This window comes from Streptococcus sp. KHUD_018 (genome assembly GCF_054861215.1).
Genome location: NZ_CM142176.1, coordinates 1955284 through 1973072 on the forward strand (window position 1 = coordinate 1955284; position 17789 = coordinate 1973072).

The 17789-nt window shown below is 42.8% G+C and carries 19 protein-coding genes; 2 read left to right on the top strand and 17 right to left on the bottom strand.

The annotated features are described in order from the left end of the window. Window positions 1-128 precede the first annotated feature (128 nt). The 11 genes from ACVBD2_RS09905 to ACVBD2_RS09955 form a co-directional block, all read right to left on the bottom strand. A complete protein-coding gene (locus ACVBD2_RS09905) occupies window positions 129-971 on the bottom strand; it encodes an amino acid ABC transporter substrate-binding protein (protein WP_000724970.1) in 843 nt (280 codons plus the stop codon). Window positions 972-1073: 102 nt separating this feature from the next. Then, the gene (locus ACVBD2_RS09910; protein WP_000253911.1) at window positions 1074-1397 is read right to left on the bottom strand and encodes an AzlD domain-containing protein; all 324 of its coding nucleotides are present in this window, start codon (window positions 1395-1397) and stop codon (window positions 1074-1076) included. After that, window positions 1387-2082, bottom strand: a complete 696-nt coding sequence (locus ACVBD2_RS09915) for an AzlC family ABC transporter permease (protein WP_000659751.1) — start codon at window positions 2080-2082, stop codon at window positions 1387-1389. The genes ACVBD2_RS09910 and ACVBD2_RS09915 overlap by 11 nt, the downstream gene beginning before the upstream one ends. Before the next feature lie 143 nt (window positions 2083-2225). Beyond that, entirely contained in the window at window positions 2226-2831 is a 606-nt protein-coding gene (locus ACVBD2_RS09920) for a hypothetical protein (protein ID WP_000673208.1), read from the bottom strand. A gap of 190 nt (window positions 2832-3021) precedes the next feature. Continuing rightward, the gene (locus ACVBD2_RS09925) at window positions 3022-3696 is read right to left on the bottom strand and encodes a CPBP family intramembrane glutamic endopeptidase (protein WP_000676513.1); all 675 of its coding nucleotides are present in this window, start codon (window positions 3694-3696) and stop codon (window positions 3022-3024) included. Window positions 3697-3881: 185 nt separating this feature from the next. After that, window positions 3882-4550: a CPBP family intramembrane glutamic endopeptidase gene (locus tag ACVBD2_RS09930; protein WP_000720890.1), complete on the bottom strand. Its 669-nt coding sequence runs from the start codon at window positions 4548-4550 to the stop codon at window positions 3882-3884. A 115-nt stretch (window positions 4551-4665) separates the two neighbouring features. Beyond that, the gene (locus ACVBD2_RS09935; protein WP_461685714.1) at window positions 4666-5529 is read right to left on the bottom strand and encodes an Rgg/GadR/MutR family transcriptional regulator; all 864 of its coding nucleotides are present in this window, start codon (window positions 5527-5529) and stop codon (window positions 4666-4668) included. 108 nt (window positions 5530-5637) lie between these two features. Next, window positions 5638-6648, bottom strand: a complete 1011-nt coding sequence (gene tsaD, locus ACVBD2_RS09940; protein ID WP_461685715.1) for a tRNA (adenosine(37)-N6)-threonylcarbamoyltransferase complex transferase subunit TsaD — start codon at window positions 6646-6648, stop codon at window positions 5638-5640. Further along, a complete protein-coding gene (gene rimI / locus ACVBD2_RS09945; RefSeq protein ID WP_461685716.1) occupies window positions 6638-7075 on the bottom strand; it encodes a ribosomal protein S18-alanine N-acetyltransferase in 438 nt (145 codons plus the stop codon). Before rimI ends, tsaD begins: the two co-directional genes overlap by 11 nt. Then, entirely contained in the window at window positions 7072-7755 is a 684-nt protein-coding gene (gene tsaB, locus ACVBD2_RS09950; RefSeq protein WP_000865684.1) for a tRNA (adenosine(37)-N6)-threonylcarbamoyltransferase complex dimerization subunit type 1 TsaB, read from the bottom strand. The genes rimI and tsaB overlap by 4 nt, the downstream gene beginning before the upstream one ends. A gap of 360 nt (window positions 7756-8115) precedes the next feature. Beyond that, window positions 8116-8331 (bottom strand): hypothetical protein, encoded by a 216-nt coding sequence (locus ACVBD2_RS09955; protein WP_461685717.1) that lies wholly within the window; start codon window positions 8329-8331, stop codon window positions 8116-8118. A gap of 290 nt (window positions 8332-8621) precedes the next feature. Here ACVBD2_RS09955 and ACVBD2_RS09960 point away from each other — a divergent pair, with 290 nt between their 5' ends. Together ACVBD2_RS09960 and rnjA are read left to right on the top strand one after the other, a co-directional pair. Continuing rightward, window positions 8622-8855, top strand: a complete 234-nt coding sequence (locus ACVBD2_RS09960; RefSeq protein ID WP_000639587.1) for a DNA-dependent RNA polymerase subunit epsilon — start codon at window positions 8622-8624, stop codon at window positions 8853-8855. A gap of 1 nt (window position 8856) precedes the next feature. After that, window positions 8857-10536, top strand: coding sequence for a ribonuclease J1 (gene rnjA / locus ACVBD2_RS09965; protein WP_461685718.1), 1680 nt, complete (start codon window positions 8857-8859; stop codon window positions 10534-10536). Window positions 10537-10679: 143 nt separating this feature from the next. Here the strand turns inward: rnjA and mnmG are convergent, their stop codons facing one another. From mnmG to ACVBD2_RS09995, 6 genes are all read right to left on the bottom strand, one after another. After that, window positions 10680-12593: a tRNA uridine-5-carboxymethylaminomethyl(34) synthesis enzyme MnmG gene (mnmG, locus tag ACVBD2_RS09970; protein WP_461685719.1), complete on the bottom strand. Its 1914-nt coding sequence runs from the start codon at window positions 12591-12593 to the stop codon at window positions 10680-10682. Further along, window positions 12583-13014, bottom strand: coding sequence for an NUDIX hydrolase (locus tag ACVBD2_RS09975; RefSeq protein ID WP_169446973.1), 432 nt, complete (start codon window positions 13012-13014; stop codon window positions 12583-12585). Before ACVBD2_RS09975 ends, mnmG begins: the two co-directional genes overlap by 11 nt. An 8-nt stretch (window positions 13015-13022) precedes the next feature. Then, on the bottom strand, window positions 13023-13478 hold the full coding sequence (locus ACVBD2_RS09980; protein ID WP_038805878.1) for an NUDIX hydrolase: 456 nt from the start codon (window positions 13476-13478) through the stop codon (window positions 13023-13025). Between the two features lie 140 nt (window positions 13479-13618). Beyond that, entirely contained in the window at window positions 13619-14740 is a 1122-nt protein-coding gene (mnmA, locus tag ACVBD2_RS09985) for a tRNA 2-thiouridine(34) synthase MnmA (RefSeq protein WP_336315324.1), read from the bottom strand. Between the two features lie 428 nt (window positions 14741-15168). Continuing rightward, a complete protein-coding gene (gene argH / locus ACVBD2_RS09990) occupies window positions 15169-16560 on the bottom strand; it encodes an argininosuccinate lyase (RefSeq protein ID WP_461685720.1) in 1392 nt (463 codons plus the stop codon). 27 nt (window positions 16561-16587) lie between these two features. Continuing rightward, the gene (locus tag ACVBD2_RS09995) at window positions 16588-17784 is read right to left on the bottom strand and encodes an argininosuccinate synthase (protein ID WP_000031908.1); all 1197 of its coding nucleotides are present in this window, start codon (window positions 17782-17784) and stop codon (window positions 16588-16590) included. Window positions 17785-17789 lie beyond the last annotated feature (5 nt).

Consider the following 17789-nt stretch of genomic DNA (forward strand, 5'->3'; position numbering starts at 1 on the left):
CGTAATAGTATCTCATACTTTATTTGATTTCGCAAATTGTTATTAGATAGGCAGACATATAGTTTAAAACTATATGTCTGAAAATTGAGAAATCATCCGCCTTTCTCAGACTGGATGATTTCATAAGACTATTTAATGTCAGCTTCTGCTGGAAGGTAAGTATCTCCGAAGAATTGTTTAGACAACTTTTCAAGAGTTCCGTCTTTATAGAGTTCTTGGATACGTTTGTCTACAAATGATTTCAACTCATCTTGACCTTTAGCAAGAAGTGGGTAAACATAAGGTTGTTGGTCGCTTGGAAGTTCAATCACTTTCAAGTTGTCCAAACCTTGGTTCTTGATAACTGTTTCAACACCGATTTTATCAAAAATCTTATAGTCAAACTGACCATCGCTCAAACGAGTCAGGATTTGTTGAAAGTCAGCTTTTGTATAGTTAAGAACAGTTGGGTTATCTGTGTGTTGTTTGTTGTATTCTTCCAACTGTTTAGCTGTTGTTGTTCCTTGCACGATTTCAGTAGATTTTCCACCGATATCATCAAGCGATTTGATGCTGTTGTCATCTTTCTTAACTACGAGAACGTTAGGATTTTGGGCAATTGGTGCTGCATAGAGGTATTTATCCGCACGTTCCTTAGTATAGCTAAGATTGTTAACAGCCATATTGTAGCGTTCAGCATCAAGTCCCGCAAAAACACCTGACCACTCTGTCTTTTCAAACTTGACATCGTATTTGTCAGAGTCTTTAAAGATAGCACGGACTACTTCAATCTCGTAACCAGTCAATTCACCATTTTCTTCATAGATAAATGGTTTTGGTGATCCGTTAGTTGCAACGATAATTTCTTTTTTACCAGATGTTGCTTCACCAGATGCAGCATCTTTCTTCTCACCACCTGAGCAAGCTGCTAGTACACCTGCGGCAACAAGTCCTAGAGCAGCAAGAGATGAATATTTGACGATTTTTTTCATGTCATTTCCTCCAAAATAGAATACTGTACTATCTTAACAGAAAATATTTTTTTTCGCCATTATATGATATCTATCTCGGTGATAGGTTTTTTTTATGGCTGACTAAAAGACTAGACGCAAGACTGCAATCAAGACCACTCCAAAAAGAACCGTACCCACTAGATTGCGGTAGCGAAAGGCTATCCAAGCCGTTGGAAAGACTGCTAAAAAGTCCAGCCATTTGATCTGGGGAAGGCTGCCAACCTTTCCAGTCACTACGCTTGAAAGGATCAAGGCAAAGATAATGGAAACAGGTAAGAACTTCAAAAAACGCTCGACGATAGCTGGCAACCCCTTGTACTTAACCAAGATGAAAGGAATCATACGAGGAATCCAAGTTACCAATCCAGAAAAGACGATTGCCATTAAAATATACTTACTGACCATCTAAGACCACCCCCATGGTACAACCTAGCAAGGTCGCAAACAAAACAGCTAGCGACTGAGACACTACTATCAAGAGCAAAAAGAAAGACACCGCAACAACGGCTAGGATTAGCAGCAGATTGCGGACAGGAACCCGTCTTTGCATAATCTGAAATTGCGAAGTAAAAATCCCGATAAACATCCCAACAAGGGCAAAGTCCAAGCCAAAGACCTCAGGATTTGGAAGAAGCCCACCTAAAGCTGTCCCCGCAACTGTCCCAATAAACCAGGCTACATAACTATTGAGATTATTCCCGTGCATCCACATGGGATGGACCTTGTCTGTATGGGCTAATTCTCCCATCAAAACCCCATAGGTTTCATCTGTCAGGAGACTGGACATGCCGATATTTTGCCAGAGACTAGTATGACGAAAATAGGTCGATGCATGCAAGCTCAATAAAAAGAGGCGCAAGTTGATCAAGAAGACCGTCATAGCAATAGCTGCCACAGGCGCTTGTACCGCAATCAGTGCCAACATGGCAAACTGGGCGCTCCCAGCATAAACAAAGAGGCTCATCAAGCCCATCTCAACAGGTGTCACATAGGGTGCGCCGATAATCCCACAAGCCAGACCAATGCTGACATAGCCAAGGGCAGTCGGCATGGCCGCCTGAACACCTTCCCAAAATCCTTTTTCTTTCATCTCTCTCCTCTTATTCTCTTCGTTTGAGGCTGTTCAAGGTCACAGCCACAGCAAGGAATATTATAACACATTCAAAGAAGAGAAAAAAGTTTAGAGTTTGAAACTAGTAGCTAGCAAAAAATGCTGAAATCCCATGAGTGTTATTAATGCATCCTAAACTGATCCACCCGAATAGTATACTTTTTATCTTCAATTTCTTTAGCATCTTCGTCTTCTGTCGGATAAACATCGATCCAAAATTCTCTCCTTTGTCCTTTCAACTTGACTTTATAGCGATAGCCGTCATCATAAAGTCCTACCATATCGGTTGTCATGGACTGGTAATCTGGAAGAGCTTCAATTTCTTTTTTTATAGTCTGGGATAGATTGTTGAGCACTACTTGTTGTTCCACCTTTGAAGTTACAGGAATATGAACTGTCGCTTTTTCCAAGCGATGTGATTTTGAAAATGTGAATCTTGCTCGACCTGTATAACCATTCAAAGCAATATTTTCGTAATCATAGAAAAGGCGGCCTGTTTTATAGAAGTAGGGGTCTTCTGCACGCCAAGTGTCCCGATAGGCCATCTCTGTTTCCTCCTCCACTTCGCTAGCCTCACCAAATACTTCTTCAAAAGATTTAGGAGACATGCCGAACGAAAGGGAATCAAACAAGACCAGTTGTGTCTGTTTAACATTCTGGCAAGCTGATAAAAGCATGAGGAAAGCTCCAAGAGCAAGCAAACTACTGATTATTTTTGTAAATTTCATATTTCTACTATACAAAAAAACTCTAGAATTGACAAACTTTGATAGAGTCGGATTCCGTGATTAGATTTTAAAATTACTTTTTCATTTAGGGTAACAAAGAATTGAGCAAGGACTATTATTAGATATTTTAGATAAAGAAAAAGACTGGGAAGCCAGCCTTATCTATGTGATGTAAAAATTTCTGCCAAGCCTAACACCCAAACACCAATAAGCTGACGATGATTAAAAAGCTATTCCACAAGATGTGGAGTGCCATTGACCAATAAATTGAACGTGTATAGCGAAAGAGCATACAGAGTAGCAGACCTGCTCCTGCATAAATGATGAAGTCTGTTAACACCCATCCATACTGCAAAACATGGATAAGACTGAAGAAAGTTGAGGAAACAATTATATCAACATAGCGCTTTTTAAATTTAGATAGGGCTGTCATCAGAAGGCCACGGAAGACTAACTCCTCAGCTATCGGAGCAATAAGACTGCCATAGAGAAAACGCGTTATAAAGTAACTAATTCCTGTCAAATTAGCTGCTTCTTTCACTATTGCACTCCCATTTTGCGTGCTGGGAAAGATCCGAGTCGTTATATTTACCCACAAAAACATCAATATAAAGGAAAGAAAGAAGATACCCAGATAGGACCAACGAAACTGGAAGCGACCGTACTCTTTCCAACGTTGACTCTTGACAAGAACCACAGTAGCAGCAATTCCCTCAATTACTATCAATAAAATTTGAATCCCATAAAATCCAAAGTCGGATAACTGGTTCACTGAATCTAATTTTGCTACAAGATTAAAAATTGAGTAATAGGACACAAGCACCAAAATGGTCCCTAGATAAAATTTCGTTTCTTTCCCTTTCATAGTTGATCCTTTTAAGTTTTATTTACGTCGTCTTTCAGCCAAACCTACCCAGAGTCCTTTCATCCAATCAAAAGCTCCGTAAGGGCTTGGTCCAGCACTACAAACTGACTCTATTAGAACTTACTCATGAATTTTTTATGTTACAGCTAGTATTTTCTTTATCTAATTAGGATTCTTGAAAAATTCTAAAACAACAAGGGGAGAATTTGACCAATGCCATTGTAGACTATATGCAGTCCAATAGGCCAATAAATAGACCTGGTTACTCTAAATAAGACTGCAAATATGAGACCACCACCCATATAGAAAAAAAAGTCTGTCAATACCCAACCGTGGTTACTAATATGCAAGATCCCGAATAAAGCAGCCGAACCAAGCACATCCAGTCCCCATTTCTTAACTTTTTCCAGAGCGGTCATCACCAATCCACGATAGATTATCTCTTCAAAAATGGGACCTGCAATTACAGGATAGAAAAAATACATCAAAAATGCCGTTGCTCCTGTAAAAGTCGGAATGGCGAGTTGATAAGAAATTTCATTTTTGGCAGGGGGGAAAATAAAAAATGTGACGAAATTCCAAATAACGAAAGCAAGAAGAGCTAAAAAGGAATAAAAAAGATAGGAACCCTTAAATTTTCTGCTGTTGATTTTCTGCCATTTCCCTGACCAAACCATAACAATAATAGCAAGCAGAACCACAAGAAAATTCAACATCATATCCGACAAATAATAGGCAAAGTCAGATAGACCAGCAGCAAGGTCGCTATGTAAAAGCAAACGAATGAAGAGCTGGTCAGCAATGACAAGCAGAATAGCTATAAAAAAGTAATAGCGTGAAATTATCTTTTTCATTCTATTTTCTCCTATACTATGAAATAAGGACAGTATAACACGGAAATTAGCTCATTTTAGAAAATCGCATATTTGATATTTTTTCTCATGGAAATTTCACATTCGCGATAGTAGATTAATCGATAAGTTCTTTATATTGCTGTAAGCGTAGTTCAAAAAGGGCTGTTAATTGTGGATTTTCTAATATTTGCAGAGATTGGATAAAGTGTTCAATCTCTTTTTGATTGCTTCCTTTGGTTTGGAGGAAAATGCTCAATTTCTTTAAAAACTGCAATGATACTTTCTCAAAAACATCATACGGGCGAAGCATACTCTCCAACTCGGCTTCAAAGATTGGGATGTAGGAGAAAAGTTTACGCTCCATAAGTTCTGAGATAATATTAAGATAACCACTTTTCATATACAGTCTATTGTGTACCAACTCTTTAAATTCCTTGGATTTTTCAAGTAAAGAGGTAGATAAAAAAATCAGGTCTTGGTTGCTCAAGAAGGGCATGGTATTGCAAAAAAGATAGAGTTCAAACCAGGTCCCAGACTCGATAGCATAGAGGTAGCTAGTCAAAAACTCGCTATCCTCCTCTTCTAGCGGATAGTTTTTATCCAGAGAATGGATAGCGTTTTTAATCACAATAGCGTTCAAACGACGATAGGTCTGCGCCATCTGTTCTTGCTCAACTTCCTCTAATAGTTGCTCTAAGCCAGCTATATCTTGATGGGCAAAGCGATCCACAACCTTTCTACCAAATCGCATATGTGGGGATTCCTGATAATTATTAAGCTTGTGTCCAAACTCATCGAAGGTCACATTAATACCTTGGATAGCTAGGATCAACTTATCTGCAGACAGCATAGACTGCCCTAGTTCAAACTTGGATAGCTGGGATGCTGTCAGTCCGTCACAAGCCACATCTGACTGCTTGAGTTTTCTAGCCTGGCGTAGCTCCTTATAAAATTCTCCCAATTCTCGTTTTTCAATCATCGTCCTACTCCCTTTTCAACCCTCTTTACTTTTCTATTCGTAAAAATTTTTACTTTTTTAACATATTATAAAATATTTTAGCAAAAAAGCCAGCCTCAAGCCGACTCTTTATTCCATCGTATCAAAAGCGAGGCTTGGTTTGGCATTGAGATCCAAGCATGCAAAATTTTCTTTGTTCCACTCGCTAACGCTGGCATAGGCGATCATACCCGCATTGTCTCCACAGAGGCGCAGGGGCGGAATGATGACCTTGACGTCAGTGATTTCAGCTGCCAGGCGTTCTCTGAGACCTTTATTAGCTGCCACACCACCTGCCACGACCAAGGTTTTGACAGGGTATTTTTCCAAGGCCTTCTTGGTTTTTGCCATAAGAATATCCATAACTGCTGCTTGGAAAGATGCTGACAGGTCTTCCTTGGACAAGCTTTCTCCCTTTTGCTCGGCATTGTGGTGAAGATTGATAAAGGCAGACTTCAACCCAGAGAAGGAAAACTCCAGATTGTCCTCCTTAATCATGGCACGAGGGAAATCATAAATATCCTGCCCCTGATGGGCCAGCTCGTCAATTTCGCGACCTGCTGGATAGGTCAAGCCCATGACACGGCCGACCTTATCATAGGCCTCACCAACTGCATCATCCCGCGTTTCTCCAACAATCTTGTAATCCCCAGCCTCAGAAACATAGACCAACTCCGTGTGCCCACCGCTGACCAAGAGAGCTAGCAAGGGAAACTCCAAAGGCTCGACGCTCTGAGCCGCCATAAGGTGACCAGCCATGTGATTCACGGGGATCAGCGGAAGTCCATGAGCCCAAGCAAAGGCCTTGGCAGCTGACAAACCAACTAACAGTGCTCCAACCAATCCTGGCCCGTAGGTGACCGCAACAGCTGTTACGTCCTCTTCGGCAATCCCTGCTTCTGCTAGCGCCTCCTCAATGCAGGCTGTAATAACCTCGACATGGTGACGACTGGCCACTTCTGGCACTACACCTCCAAAACGTTTGTGACTCTCAATTTGACTCGCAATGACATTGGACAAGAGCTCATCGTCGTTTTTCAGTACGGCAACACTGGTCTCATCACAGGATGTCTCAAATGCTAAAATATATCTATCCTTCATCTATTTCTCTCTTCATGATGATGGCGTCCTCAACTGGGTCATGGTAGTAGGCCTTGCGCTCAGCGATGACCGCCATCTTTTCTTTCTTGTAAAATGCTTGCGCTCGTTGGTTTGACTTTCTGACTTCGAGGAAAATCTCCTTGTCTGTCGGCAATTGAGCAAACAAGGCTGACGCAATTCCCTGACCCTGATACGCTTCTTTGACAGCGATTTGTAAGACTTCTGCCTCAAATAAATTCTCCTGCACGGCTAGAAACCCAATCACTTCTGCTCCGTCCAAAGCCACAGCATACCAAGTCTGGTCTTGGGACAGGTCTGCTTGGATTTGTTTCAGCGTCCAAGGACTGACTGGGTAAACAGCTGCCATGACAGCATAGATGGCTTGAGCTAGTTCAGGCTGTCCTTGAATTCGTTTGATTTCAATCATAAGCGTTTAATGTAAGACTCGCCAGACTCGGTGTGGTTCTTGAGCCAGTTTTCCTCAGCCTCAACTCGTTTGAGGTAATTTGGCACAAAGTCGTGCAAGGAGTCTGCTTTCTTGTCCCAAGCCCACAAAGCTAAATTAGCTGCATTTGGCAAGGTTTCTTGGTAGCTAGCTTGTGGTAGCTGTTCTTGGATCTGCTCCACAAAGGCACCAACTTCTCCGACAAAGGTCACCTGTTCAGCATCCTTGACTTTTTCTAGCACTTCCGCAAAGGATAGGTGTGCTTCTGGCGTGACAGGTTTGGCATTTTCATAAAATCCTGCATAAACATTGTTGCGACGCGCATCCATCAAAGGAACAAACAAGCCTTCTTGTTGGCGTGGCACCAGAGCCAAGAGACTAGACATGCCAACCAACTCAATGTTCAGAGTGTGAGCCAAGGTCTTAGCAGTCGCTACTGCAATTCGCAAACCTGTGTAGCTACCTGGTCCTTCAGCCACCACGATTCGATCCAAATCCTTGGGTGTCAAATCCAGACTGGCCATCAAAAAATCAATGGCAGGCATGAGGGTAATACTGTGATTTTTCTTGATATTAATCGTCGTCTCGGCAAGAACCTGCTTGTCCTCTAAAATGGCTAGAGAAAGAGCCTTGCTGGACGTATCAAAAGCTAATACTTTCATAACACATTCCTATCTTTTTGTCTGTTTACTATTATACTACAAAAGCTGACGCATGGGAATTTTCTTTGTTTTGAAACAAAAGAGCCTGTCACTTAGACAAGCAATTCTGCACAAAAAATTCAAAAAAATTTTACATTTTTCCTATCTTTTCCGAATAGAAAAGTGACCAAGGCAATTGAAGGGTTCTCCGTAAGAAGTTTAGATAAGTCATATATGTTTAAACTCGATTTTCGACGTTAGAAATCATCGTCATAACAATAAAGATAGCATCTAAAAACAGAAAAAATCCGCCTCATCTATCAAGACGAGGTGGATTTTCTTATATTAGTGGATTTTCTTATATTAGATGAATAATTAAGTTTAAGCATTTAAACCGAAGTGAAAAACAAACCAGACAACATAGGTGACAAGGAGCAAAAATATAGAGTAGAGTGTTACAAAGGTCAGCTTCCAAAGGAATTTTGTTTTGCGATGTTCTAGATACGTAAAAATAAGATTTCCACCATAGACACAGGCTACAAAAACTATAAACATCAAGAGGCGAACCCCTACTGCAAATTCAAACAAACTAAACATTCTTAATCCTCCTTGTTTTAAAAGCTATAGGGAATATTCCCATCCATAAACTTCCCTTTCTCTTTCCATTATAACACCTAAGCGCTCTCCGACCAAATGCTACCTGTCTTTTTGCTCCTTCTTTCTCTACCGACTTTCTCCATTTCCGTCTTTTACTAATTTTTCATTTTGTGGTATAATTGAAATAATTGTAACGAATCAAGGTCAATCTAGACACAAAATGGAATGAAATCAAGCAAATATCTGCTAAAAGTTTGGAATAAGTTGACCTATAAATAGAAAGGAACTATATGATTTACAAAGTTTTTTATCAAGAAACAAAAGAACGTAGCCCACGTCGTGAAACAACACGCTCACTTTACCTAGACATCGATGCCAGCTCAGAACTTGAGGGCCGTATCGCTGCTCGCCAACTTGTCGAAGAAAATCGCCCAGAGTACAACATCGAGTATATCGAACTCTTGTCTGACAAATTGCTAGATTACGAAAAAGAAACTGGCGCTTTCGAAATCACGGAGTTCTAATATGGCCTACACTCTTAAACCTGAAGAAGTCGGCGTTTTTGCCATCGGTGGTCTGGGAGAAATCGGGAAAAACACATACGGAATTGAATACCAAGACGAGATTATCATCGTCGATGCTGGGATTAAATTCCCAGAAGATGACTTGCTGGGTATCGACTATGTCATTCCTGATTACTCATACATCGTGGACAATATCGACCGCATCAAGGCCGTTTTGATTACACACGGACACGAGGACCACATCGGTGGGATTCCTTTCCTGCTCAAGCAAGCAAATGTCCCTATCTACGCTGGGCCACTTGCCTTGGCTTTGATCCGTGGAAAACTCGAAGAACACGGCCTCTTGCGCAACGCCAAACTTTACGAAATCAACCACAACACAGAGTTGACCTTTAAAAATCTCAAGGCAACTTTCTTTAGAACCACTCACTCCATTCCAGAGCCTTTGGGGATTGTCATTCATACTCCTCAAGGAAAAATCGTCTGTACGGGTGACTTTAAGTTTGACTTTACTCCAGTTGGAGAGCCTGCAGACTTGCACCGTATGGCTGCCCTTGGGGAAGAAGGTGTGCTCTGTCTCCTCTCTGACTCGACAAATGCAGAAGTCCCAACCTTTACCAACTCTGAAAAAGTCGTTGGCCAGTCTATCATGAAGATTATCCAAGGCATCGAAGGACGTATCATTTTTGCATCCTTTGCCTCAAATATCTTCCGTCTCCAGCAAGCAACAGATGCCGCTGTTAAGACTGGACGCAAGATTGCGGTCTTTGGTCGTTCTATGGAAAAAGCCATTGTCAACGGGATCGAGCTTGGCTACATCAAAGCTCCTAAGGGAACCTTTATCGAGCCAAATGAAATCAAAGATTATCCTGCAGGCGAGGTTCTTATCCTCTGTACAGGTAGTCAAGGGGAGCCGATGGCAGCCCTCTCTCGTATCGCTAACGGAACCCACCGTCAGGTGCAACTCCAACCCGGCGATACTGTTATCTTCTCTTCTAGCCCAATCCCTGGAAATACCACTAGCGTCAACAAGCTGATTAACATCATCTCAGAAGCTGGCGTCGAAGTTATCCACGGTAAAATCAACAATATCCACACCTCTGGACACGGTGGTCAGCAAGAGCAAAAACTCATGCTCCGTTTGATCAAGCCCAAATACTTCATGCCTGTTCACGGTGAATACCGTATGCAGAAAGTCCATGCTGGACTAGCGGTAGATACTGGTGTCGAGAAGGACAATATCTTTATCATGAGCAATGGTGATGTGCTTGCCCTTACTGCTAACTCTGCTCGTATCGCAGGCCACTTCAATGCCCAAGACATCTATGTCGATGGCAATCGTATCGGTGAAATCGGTGCAGCCGTCCTTAAAGACCGTCGTGATTTATCTGAGGACGGTGTCGTTCTAGCAGTCGCAACTGTTGACTTCAAGTCTAAAATGATCTTGTCCGGTCCAGACATCCTCAGCCGAGGCTTTGTCTACATGCGAGAGTCTGGCGACTTGATTCGCCAAAGCCAGCGCATCCTCTTCAACGCTATTCGTATCGCGCTGAAGAACAAAGATGCTAGCATCCAATCTGTCAATGGTGCCATTGTCAACGCCATCCGCCCCTTCCTCTATGAAAATACAGAACGTGAACCAATCATCATCCCTATGATCCTCACACCAGATGAAGAATAATACTCTTCGAAAATCAAATTCAAACCACGTCAGCTTCGCCTTGCCGTACTCAAGTACAGCCTTCGGCTAACTTCCTAGTTTGCTCTTTGATTTTCATTGAGTACAAGTCAACAAAACAGCCCCGTCTTCGGAGCTGTTTTTCTCTATGCTTTCTTTTCTTGATTTTTAGAAATACTACGATTTTTACCTTCAAGATACACCATCAAAATGGAAATATCTGCTGGGTTTACTCCCGAAATACGGCTGGCTTGACCGATGGTTTCTGGATTGATAAGTTTGAACTTCTGACGAGCTTCTGTCGCAATCGAGTCAATATCATCCCAATCAATATTGGCTGGAATCCGTTTTTCTTCCATGCGTTTCATCTTGGCAACCTGATCCATGGCTTTGGAAATATAGCCTTCGTACTTGATTTCTGTTTCAATCAATTCGATAATCTTGTCATCTAAGTCCTCAGCAGCTGGCCCGATGAAGGTCACCACATCTTGGTAAGAGACTTCTGGGCGACGGAGAAATTCCTTGGCCGTTACTGCATCAGTCAATGGTTTGAAGCCCATTGCTTCAACCTTGGCATTGGTTTCCTTGACTGGCTTAAGTTTGATGCTATCGAGACGCTGCATCTCATTGTCAAATTGATTTTTCTTGATTTCAAAGCGAGCCCAGCGTTCATCATCTACAAGACCAATCTCGCGCCCCATTTCTGTCAAACGCATATCAGCATTGTCATGGCGGAGGATGAGACGGTATTCAGCACGGCTAGTCAAGAGACGGTAAGGTTCAACGGTTCCCTTAGTCACCAAGTCGTCAATCATCACTCCGATATAGCCGTCACTGCGCTTCAAAATCAACTCAGGCTTGCCTTGGATTTTCAGAGCCGCATTGATACCCGCGATAATCCCTTGACCAGCAGCTTCTTCATATCCTGATGTACCATTGGTCTGACCAGCTGTGAAGAGTCCTGAGATTTTCTTGGTTTCAAGTGTTGCACGCAACTGGTGTGGCAAGACCATGTCATACTCAATGGCATAACCTGTTCGCATCATCTCTGCATTTTCCAACCCTTTGATGGAATGAACCAGCTCACGTTGAACATCCTCAGGCAGACTGGTTGAAAGACCTTGGACATAGACTTCCTCTGTATTGCGCCCTTCCGGCTCTAGGAAAAGTTGGTGACGTTCCTTGTCCGCAAAGCGCACAATCTTGTCCTCAATCGACGGACAGTAACGAGGTCCCACTCCCTTGACCACGCCTGTAAACATAGGCGCGCGGTGGAGGTTGTTTTGGATAATCTCATGACTGGTACCATTGGTGTAGGTCAACCAGCATGGTACCTGGTCTTTGACATAGTCCTCATCACGTGAAGTGTATGAGAAGTGATTTGGCGCTTCGTCTCCTGGTTGGATCTCTGTCACATCATAGTTGATAGAGGAAGCCTTGACACGTGGAGGCGTTCCTGTCTTGAAACGACCGATTTCAAGTCCAAGTTCCTTGAGATTATCAGCTAGGTTAATAGAAGCCAGGCTGTGGTTAGGACCTGATGAGTACTTGAGGTCTCCGATGATGATTTCCCCACGGAGGGCTGTCCCTGTGGTCACGATAACAGCCTTGGCAGCATACTCTTGATGGGTCGCCGTACGCACACCGACAACCTTGCCATCTTCCACTAAAATCTCATCAATCATGGTTTGACGAAGGGTCAGATTCTCTTGATTTTCAACTGTCTTGCGCATTTCCTTAGAGTAAAGCTCCTTGTCAGCCTGCGCACGAAGGGCACGGACAGCTGGCCCCTTCCCTGTGTTTAGCATCTTCATCTGGATGTAAGTCTTGTCAATATTCTTGGCCATTTCACCACCGAGGGCATCGACTTCACGCACAACAATCCCCTTGGCAGAACCACCGATAGAAGGGTTACAAGGCATGAAAGCCAGCATTTCAATGTTGATGGTCGCGAGCAGAACCTTACAACCCATACGGCTGGCAGCCAAGGAAGCCTCGACCCCAGCGTGTCCCGCACCGATTACAATAATATCGTATTCTTCTGTAAAATTATAAGTCATTTCTTAACCTTTCAAAAATTTCTCGCAAATAAGGAACTAACTTCTCCTCCTCTAGAGCTTGAGCCATAGTAACCCATTTAAAGTGTGTATGCTCTTCAGGATCTAATCTGATAATTGGCTTCTCCCCAACCCACTCTGCTTTATAAACTAAGCGAGTAAAGACCGTATCCTTAGAGGTATCCAGTTGACTATCTTCGTGAAGAAGTTTGAGCGAACTGCTATCTAGCCTAACTCCCGCTTCTTCAACACATTCTCTAAGAGCACCATCTCGCGGAAGTTCACCCTTTTCAACCCCGCCACCAGGAATATCCCAGTAAGTTGGATAAACGTTGGGTTCTCCTCTTTTAATTTCCGAACGCTGAATGAGCAAATAATCACCGCCACTATAAACAAGTACATGGGCAATAAGCTTAACCATCACTTTCTCTCCTATTCTTCAAGATGAATGTGTCTTAGTTGGCCGTCCCAATCTGGTAGGGCTGTTTTTAAAAAGGTTGGAACTAGCTGGATATTCTGGAGCTTATCCAAGTCAATCCACTCACAGGGCAGTGTTTTCTCATCTTCCTGCATGGTCAATGGGGCATCCTCAAGTAAGTCCACCAAATAATGAAACTCGATATTGTGATAGGAAACACCGTTCTGTTCAAAGCGATTTTCAACTACAAAAGCTAGCTGCCCAGCTTGAGCTTTGACACCCAGTTCTTCCTTCACTTCACGGACTACCGCATCTTCCGTACTTTCATTGACTTGAATCGCACCGCCAATAGTGTAATACTTGCCCTTATCTTTGGTGACTAGGATCCTGCCATTTTGGAGAATCAAGGCTGTCGCCCGAACACCAAAAACAGTATTTTCCACTTTTGTCCGAAAGTCTTGTTGAGTCATTTTTGTCCTTTCCATTAAACGACACAAAAACAGTCAAAACTCCAAAGAAGTGCAGGACAAAAAAGCCTGCAACATCCATGAGCTTTGACCATCATTTCTATTGCTTTTATTATTGTAGCAAATTGAGAGAATTTGTCAATCTAAATGTACTGACAAACTTGTCCGTCACGGTAGGCATTGTCAATCAAACCGCCACCTAGACACTCTTCGCCATCGTAAAAGACAACTGCCTGTCCTGGTGTGATGGCGCGTTGTGGTTCCGCAAAGATGACCTCTGCCTTGTCTCCTTTGACATGTACTGTCACCTTAGAATCAGGCTGACGGTAGCGGAATTTAGCTGTACATTCGAGCGTAAACTCTTCTGGCATGTCACGAGTAAAGTGAACCTGACTAGCCTCTAGGCTTGTTGACATGAGCGAATCATGGTAGAATCCTTGTCCGACATAGAGGATGTTCTTGCTCAGGTCTTTTCCAACAACGAACCAAGGGGCATTGTCACCACCGTGTTGTCCACCGATACCGAGACCACCACGCTGACCAATCGTATAATACATAAGACCTGCATGCTCACCCATATCGCGTCCATCCACAGTCATCATGCGACCAGGCTGAGCTGGCAGGTAGTTACTGAGAAAGTTTTTAAAGTTCTTTTCTCCGATAAAGCAAATCCCTGTCGAATCTTTCTTCTTAGCAGTCACAAGGCCTGCTTCTTCTGCTAGTCTGCGAACTTCAGGCTTTTCCAAATGTCCCAACGGGAACATAGTTTTTTGGAGTTGTTCTTGAGAAAGCTGGCTGAGAAAATAGGTCTGATCCTTGCTATTGTCCACGCCACGAAGCATGTGAACTGTCCCGTCCTCATCACGCGCCACTCGAGCATAATGCCCAGTCGCTACATAGTCTGCACCCAAGGTCATAGCATAGTCCAAAAAGGCCTTGAACTTGATTTCCTTATTGCACATAACATCTGGATTTGGCGTGCGCCCTGCACGGTATTCCGCTAGGAAATACTCAAAGACGCGGTCCCAGTACTCTTTTTCAAAATTGACAGAGTAGTAGGGAATGCCAATCTGGTCTGCCACCGCAGCCACATCCTTGTAATCTTCGGTCGCCGTACAGACGCCGTTTTCATCTGTGTCATCCCAGTTCTTCATGAAGATACCGATCACATCGTAGCCCTGCTCCTTGAGCAAGAGAGCCGTCACCGACGAATCAACACCACCACTCATCCCCACGACAACACGTGTTTTAGAGTTATCACTCATGGTAAATCTCCCATCTATTCGTTTATTCATACCCTTCAAAATTCTATTTATTATGACTTTCAATAGAATTTCTTTGAGTATAGTCTTTTCGTTTGCTTTTAGGAGTAAAATGGTCTGGGAGACCATTTTAGCCTATCATCTTAAAATGAAAATATGATAGGCAACGAGTCGCAGGCATAACTTGAGTTCGCTCAATCAGTCTGGGAGACTGATTGAGGTTATAAATCAGACAAGCTCAGCTTGCATCTCATTTCGAGTTAACGACGTAATAAAAGATAAACGAAATGACTAGTTCACGATTGAAGGTCGTGTGTGCTTCAACGATTGAAGGTCGCTTGAGCAGTATTCATTATAACACGCTTGGTTGGAGAAGACAAGAAAGAGGCTGATAAATCATCTCAGCCTCTCTTTCTTACTTTGCAAACGAATCAATTTTCCCCTTTAAGTTCTTTCTTCGCTTGTTCTATCTGGTATTTCACTTGCCCAAAGCCGGTTCCTCCCAAGGAATTCCGTCTCTGAACAGCGGTTTCTGGGCGCAAGTAGATATAAATATCCTCTTCAATCAAGGGATGGTAGACTTGCAACTCCTCCAAATCCCAATCTTGGATATTTTTACTATGCTTAATAGAGTCTAGAACCAATTTCCCTACTATTTCATGAGCTTCTCTAAAAGGGAGGCCTTTTTCAGCCAAATAATCTGCCAGTTCGGTCGCATTCGAAAAATCATTCTCTGTAGATTGCTGCATTTTGGCCTTATTAACCTGCATGCTCGATAGCATACCCGCCAACACATCCAGAGAATTTAAAATCGTGTCTACTGTATCAAACATGCCTTCCTTATCCTCTTGCAAATCCTTATTATAGGCCAGAGGTAAAGACTTCATGACGGTCAATAGTCCAAGTAAGTTCCCGTAAACTCGTCCTGTCTTCCCTCGAATCAATTCGGCCATATCAGGATTTTTCTTCTGGGGCATGATAGACGAACCCGTTGAAAAGCTATCAGACAAGCTAATGTACTGATACTCAAAACTGCACCAATTGATGATTTCCTCACAAAAACGACTCATATGCATCATCAAAATGCTGGCATTTGACAGAAATTCCAAGATAAAATCACGGTCACTCACTGCGTCCAAGGAATTGGTATAGGCTTGTTGGAAGCCCAATAAATCACTCGATAATTGACGATCGATTGGAAAAGTTGTCCCCGCTAAGGCAGCCGCACCCAGGGGAGATAGGTCCGTATGTTTCAAGTTAAATGCAAATCGCTCGCTATCCCTTTGAAACATATTGTAATAAGCCATGAGATGGTGGGCAAAACTAATCGGTTGGGCGTGCTGTAAATGGGTATAGCCTGGCATGATGGTTTCCACATGTTCTTCAGCCAAATCCAGCAAAACACTGTTTAGATTCGCCAACTTATCCAAGACATGGCCAAGCTGCTCCTTTAGATATAAGTGCATATCCGTTGCGACTTGGTCATTCCGAGAACGAGCCGTGTGCAGTTTCCCAGCCAGAGGACCGATTTTCTCTGTCAGCAACACTTCCATATTCATATGAATATCTTCATTTGCAATATAAAAGTGAAGCTCTCCTGCCTCTAAATCTCGCAACAAAGCTTGCAGACCATCTTGGATCTGCTCTGCCTCTTCCGAGCTCAAAATGCCGGTCTGTCCTAGCATTTGAACATGAGCTAAGGAACCCATCAAATCAAATTTTGCCAGCTGGTGATCAAAGGAAATACTCGCACCGAACTGTTCTACCCAATCTTCCACAGTGCCTTCGAATCGACCACCCCATAATTTTGTATTTTTCGGCATATCCTGTCGTCCCTTTCTATCGCGTCACTACTCAACATTTTTCTGAACTTCTGAATAAACCTTAGTCGGAAGCCCCCAAAGTTTGATAAAACCAACAGCCGCATCTTGATCAAAGGTATCTGCACTAGTATAAGTCGCCAAATTTTCATCGTAAAGAGAATTTGGAGATTTCCGAGCCACTACCTGAGCATTCCCCTTATAGAGTTTAACTTTTGCAGTTCCATTGACAACTTTCTGTGTCTCCTTGATATAGGCAATCAAAGCCTGAGTTGCTGGGCTAAACCACAAGGCATTATAGATGAGATTGGACAACTCATTTTCGATAATAGGTTTGAAATGAGCCACTTCTCTCACAAGAGTCAAGTCCTCAATCTCCTTATGGGCTGCCAATAAAGTCACAGCCCCTGGGCACTCATAAATCTCTCTTGACTTAATACCGACTAGGCGATTTTCCACATGGTCAATACGACCGACACCGTGTTTGCCAGCAATTTCATTTAGCTTTTGAATCAAATCCGCCACTTTCATCTTCTCACCATTGAGAGAGATGGGCACCCCACAGCTAAACTCAATATCAATAAATTCTGGACTGTCTGGCGCCTCTTCTGGTGAAGATGTGATTCCAAATGCTTCTTCTGGCGCTTGGTTCCAAGGATTTTCTAAGACACCACATTCATTTGCACGTCCCCAAAGGTTTTGATCGACAGAGTAAGGATTGTCAAGGTCAGCTGGAACTGGAACGCCGTTTTCTTTTGCATATTGGATTTCTTCTTCACGAGACCATTTCCACTCACGAACAGGTGCAACTACCTTTAAATTGGGATCCAAAGCTGCAATAGAGACTTCAAACCGAACTTGGTCGTTTCCCTTACCTGTACAACCATGGGCAATTGTAGTTGCCCCCGTCTGATGAGCTATTTCAACGAGTTTTTTTGAAATAAGAGGGCGACTCAGAGCAGATACCAAGGGATACTTTTGTTCATAGTAGGCATGAGCCTGAAGGGCCACTAAAACATAGTCGTTAGCAAATTCTTCCTTAACATCAATGACATAAGACTCTACAGCCCCAACCTTGAGAGCTTTATCGTGGATGAACTCCAAATCTTTTCCTTCACCCACATCCATACAAACAGCGATCACATCATAGTCTTTTTTTAACCATGTAATAGCAACTGATGTATCCAATCCACCTGAATAGGCTAAAATGACTTTTTCCTTACTCATTTCTC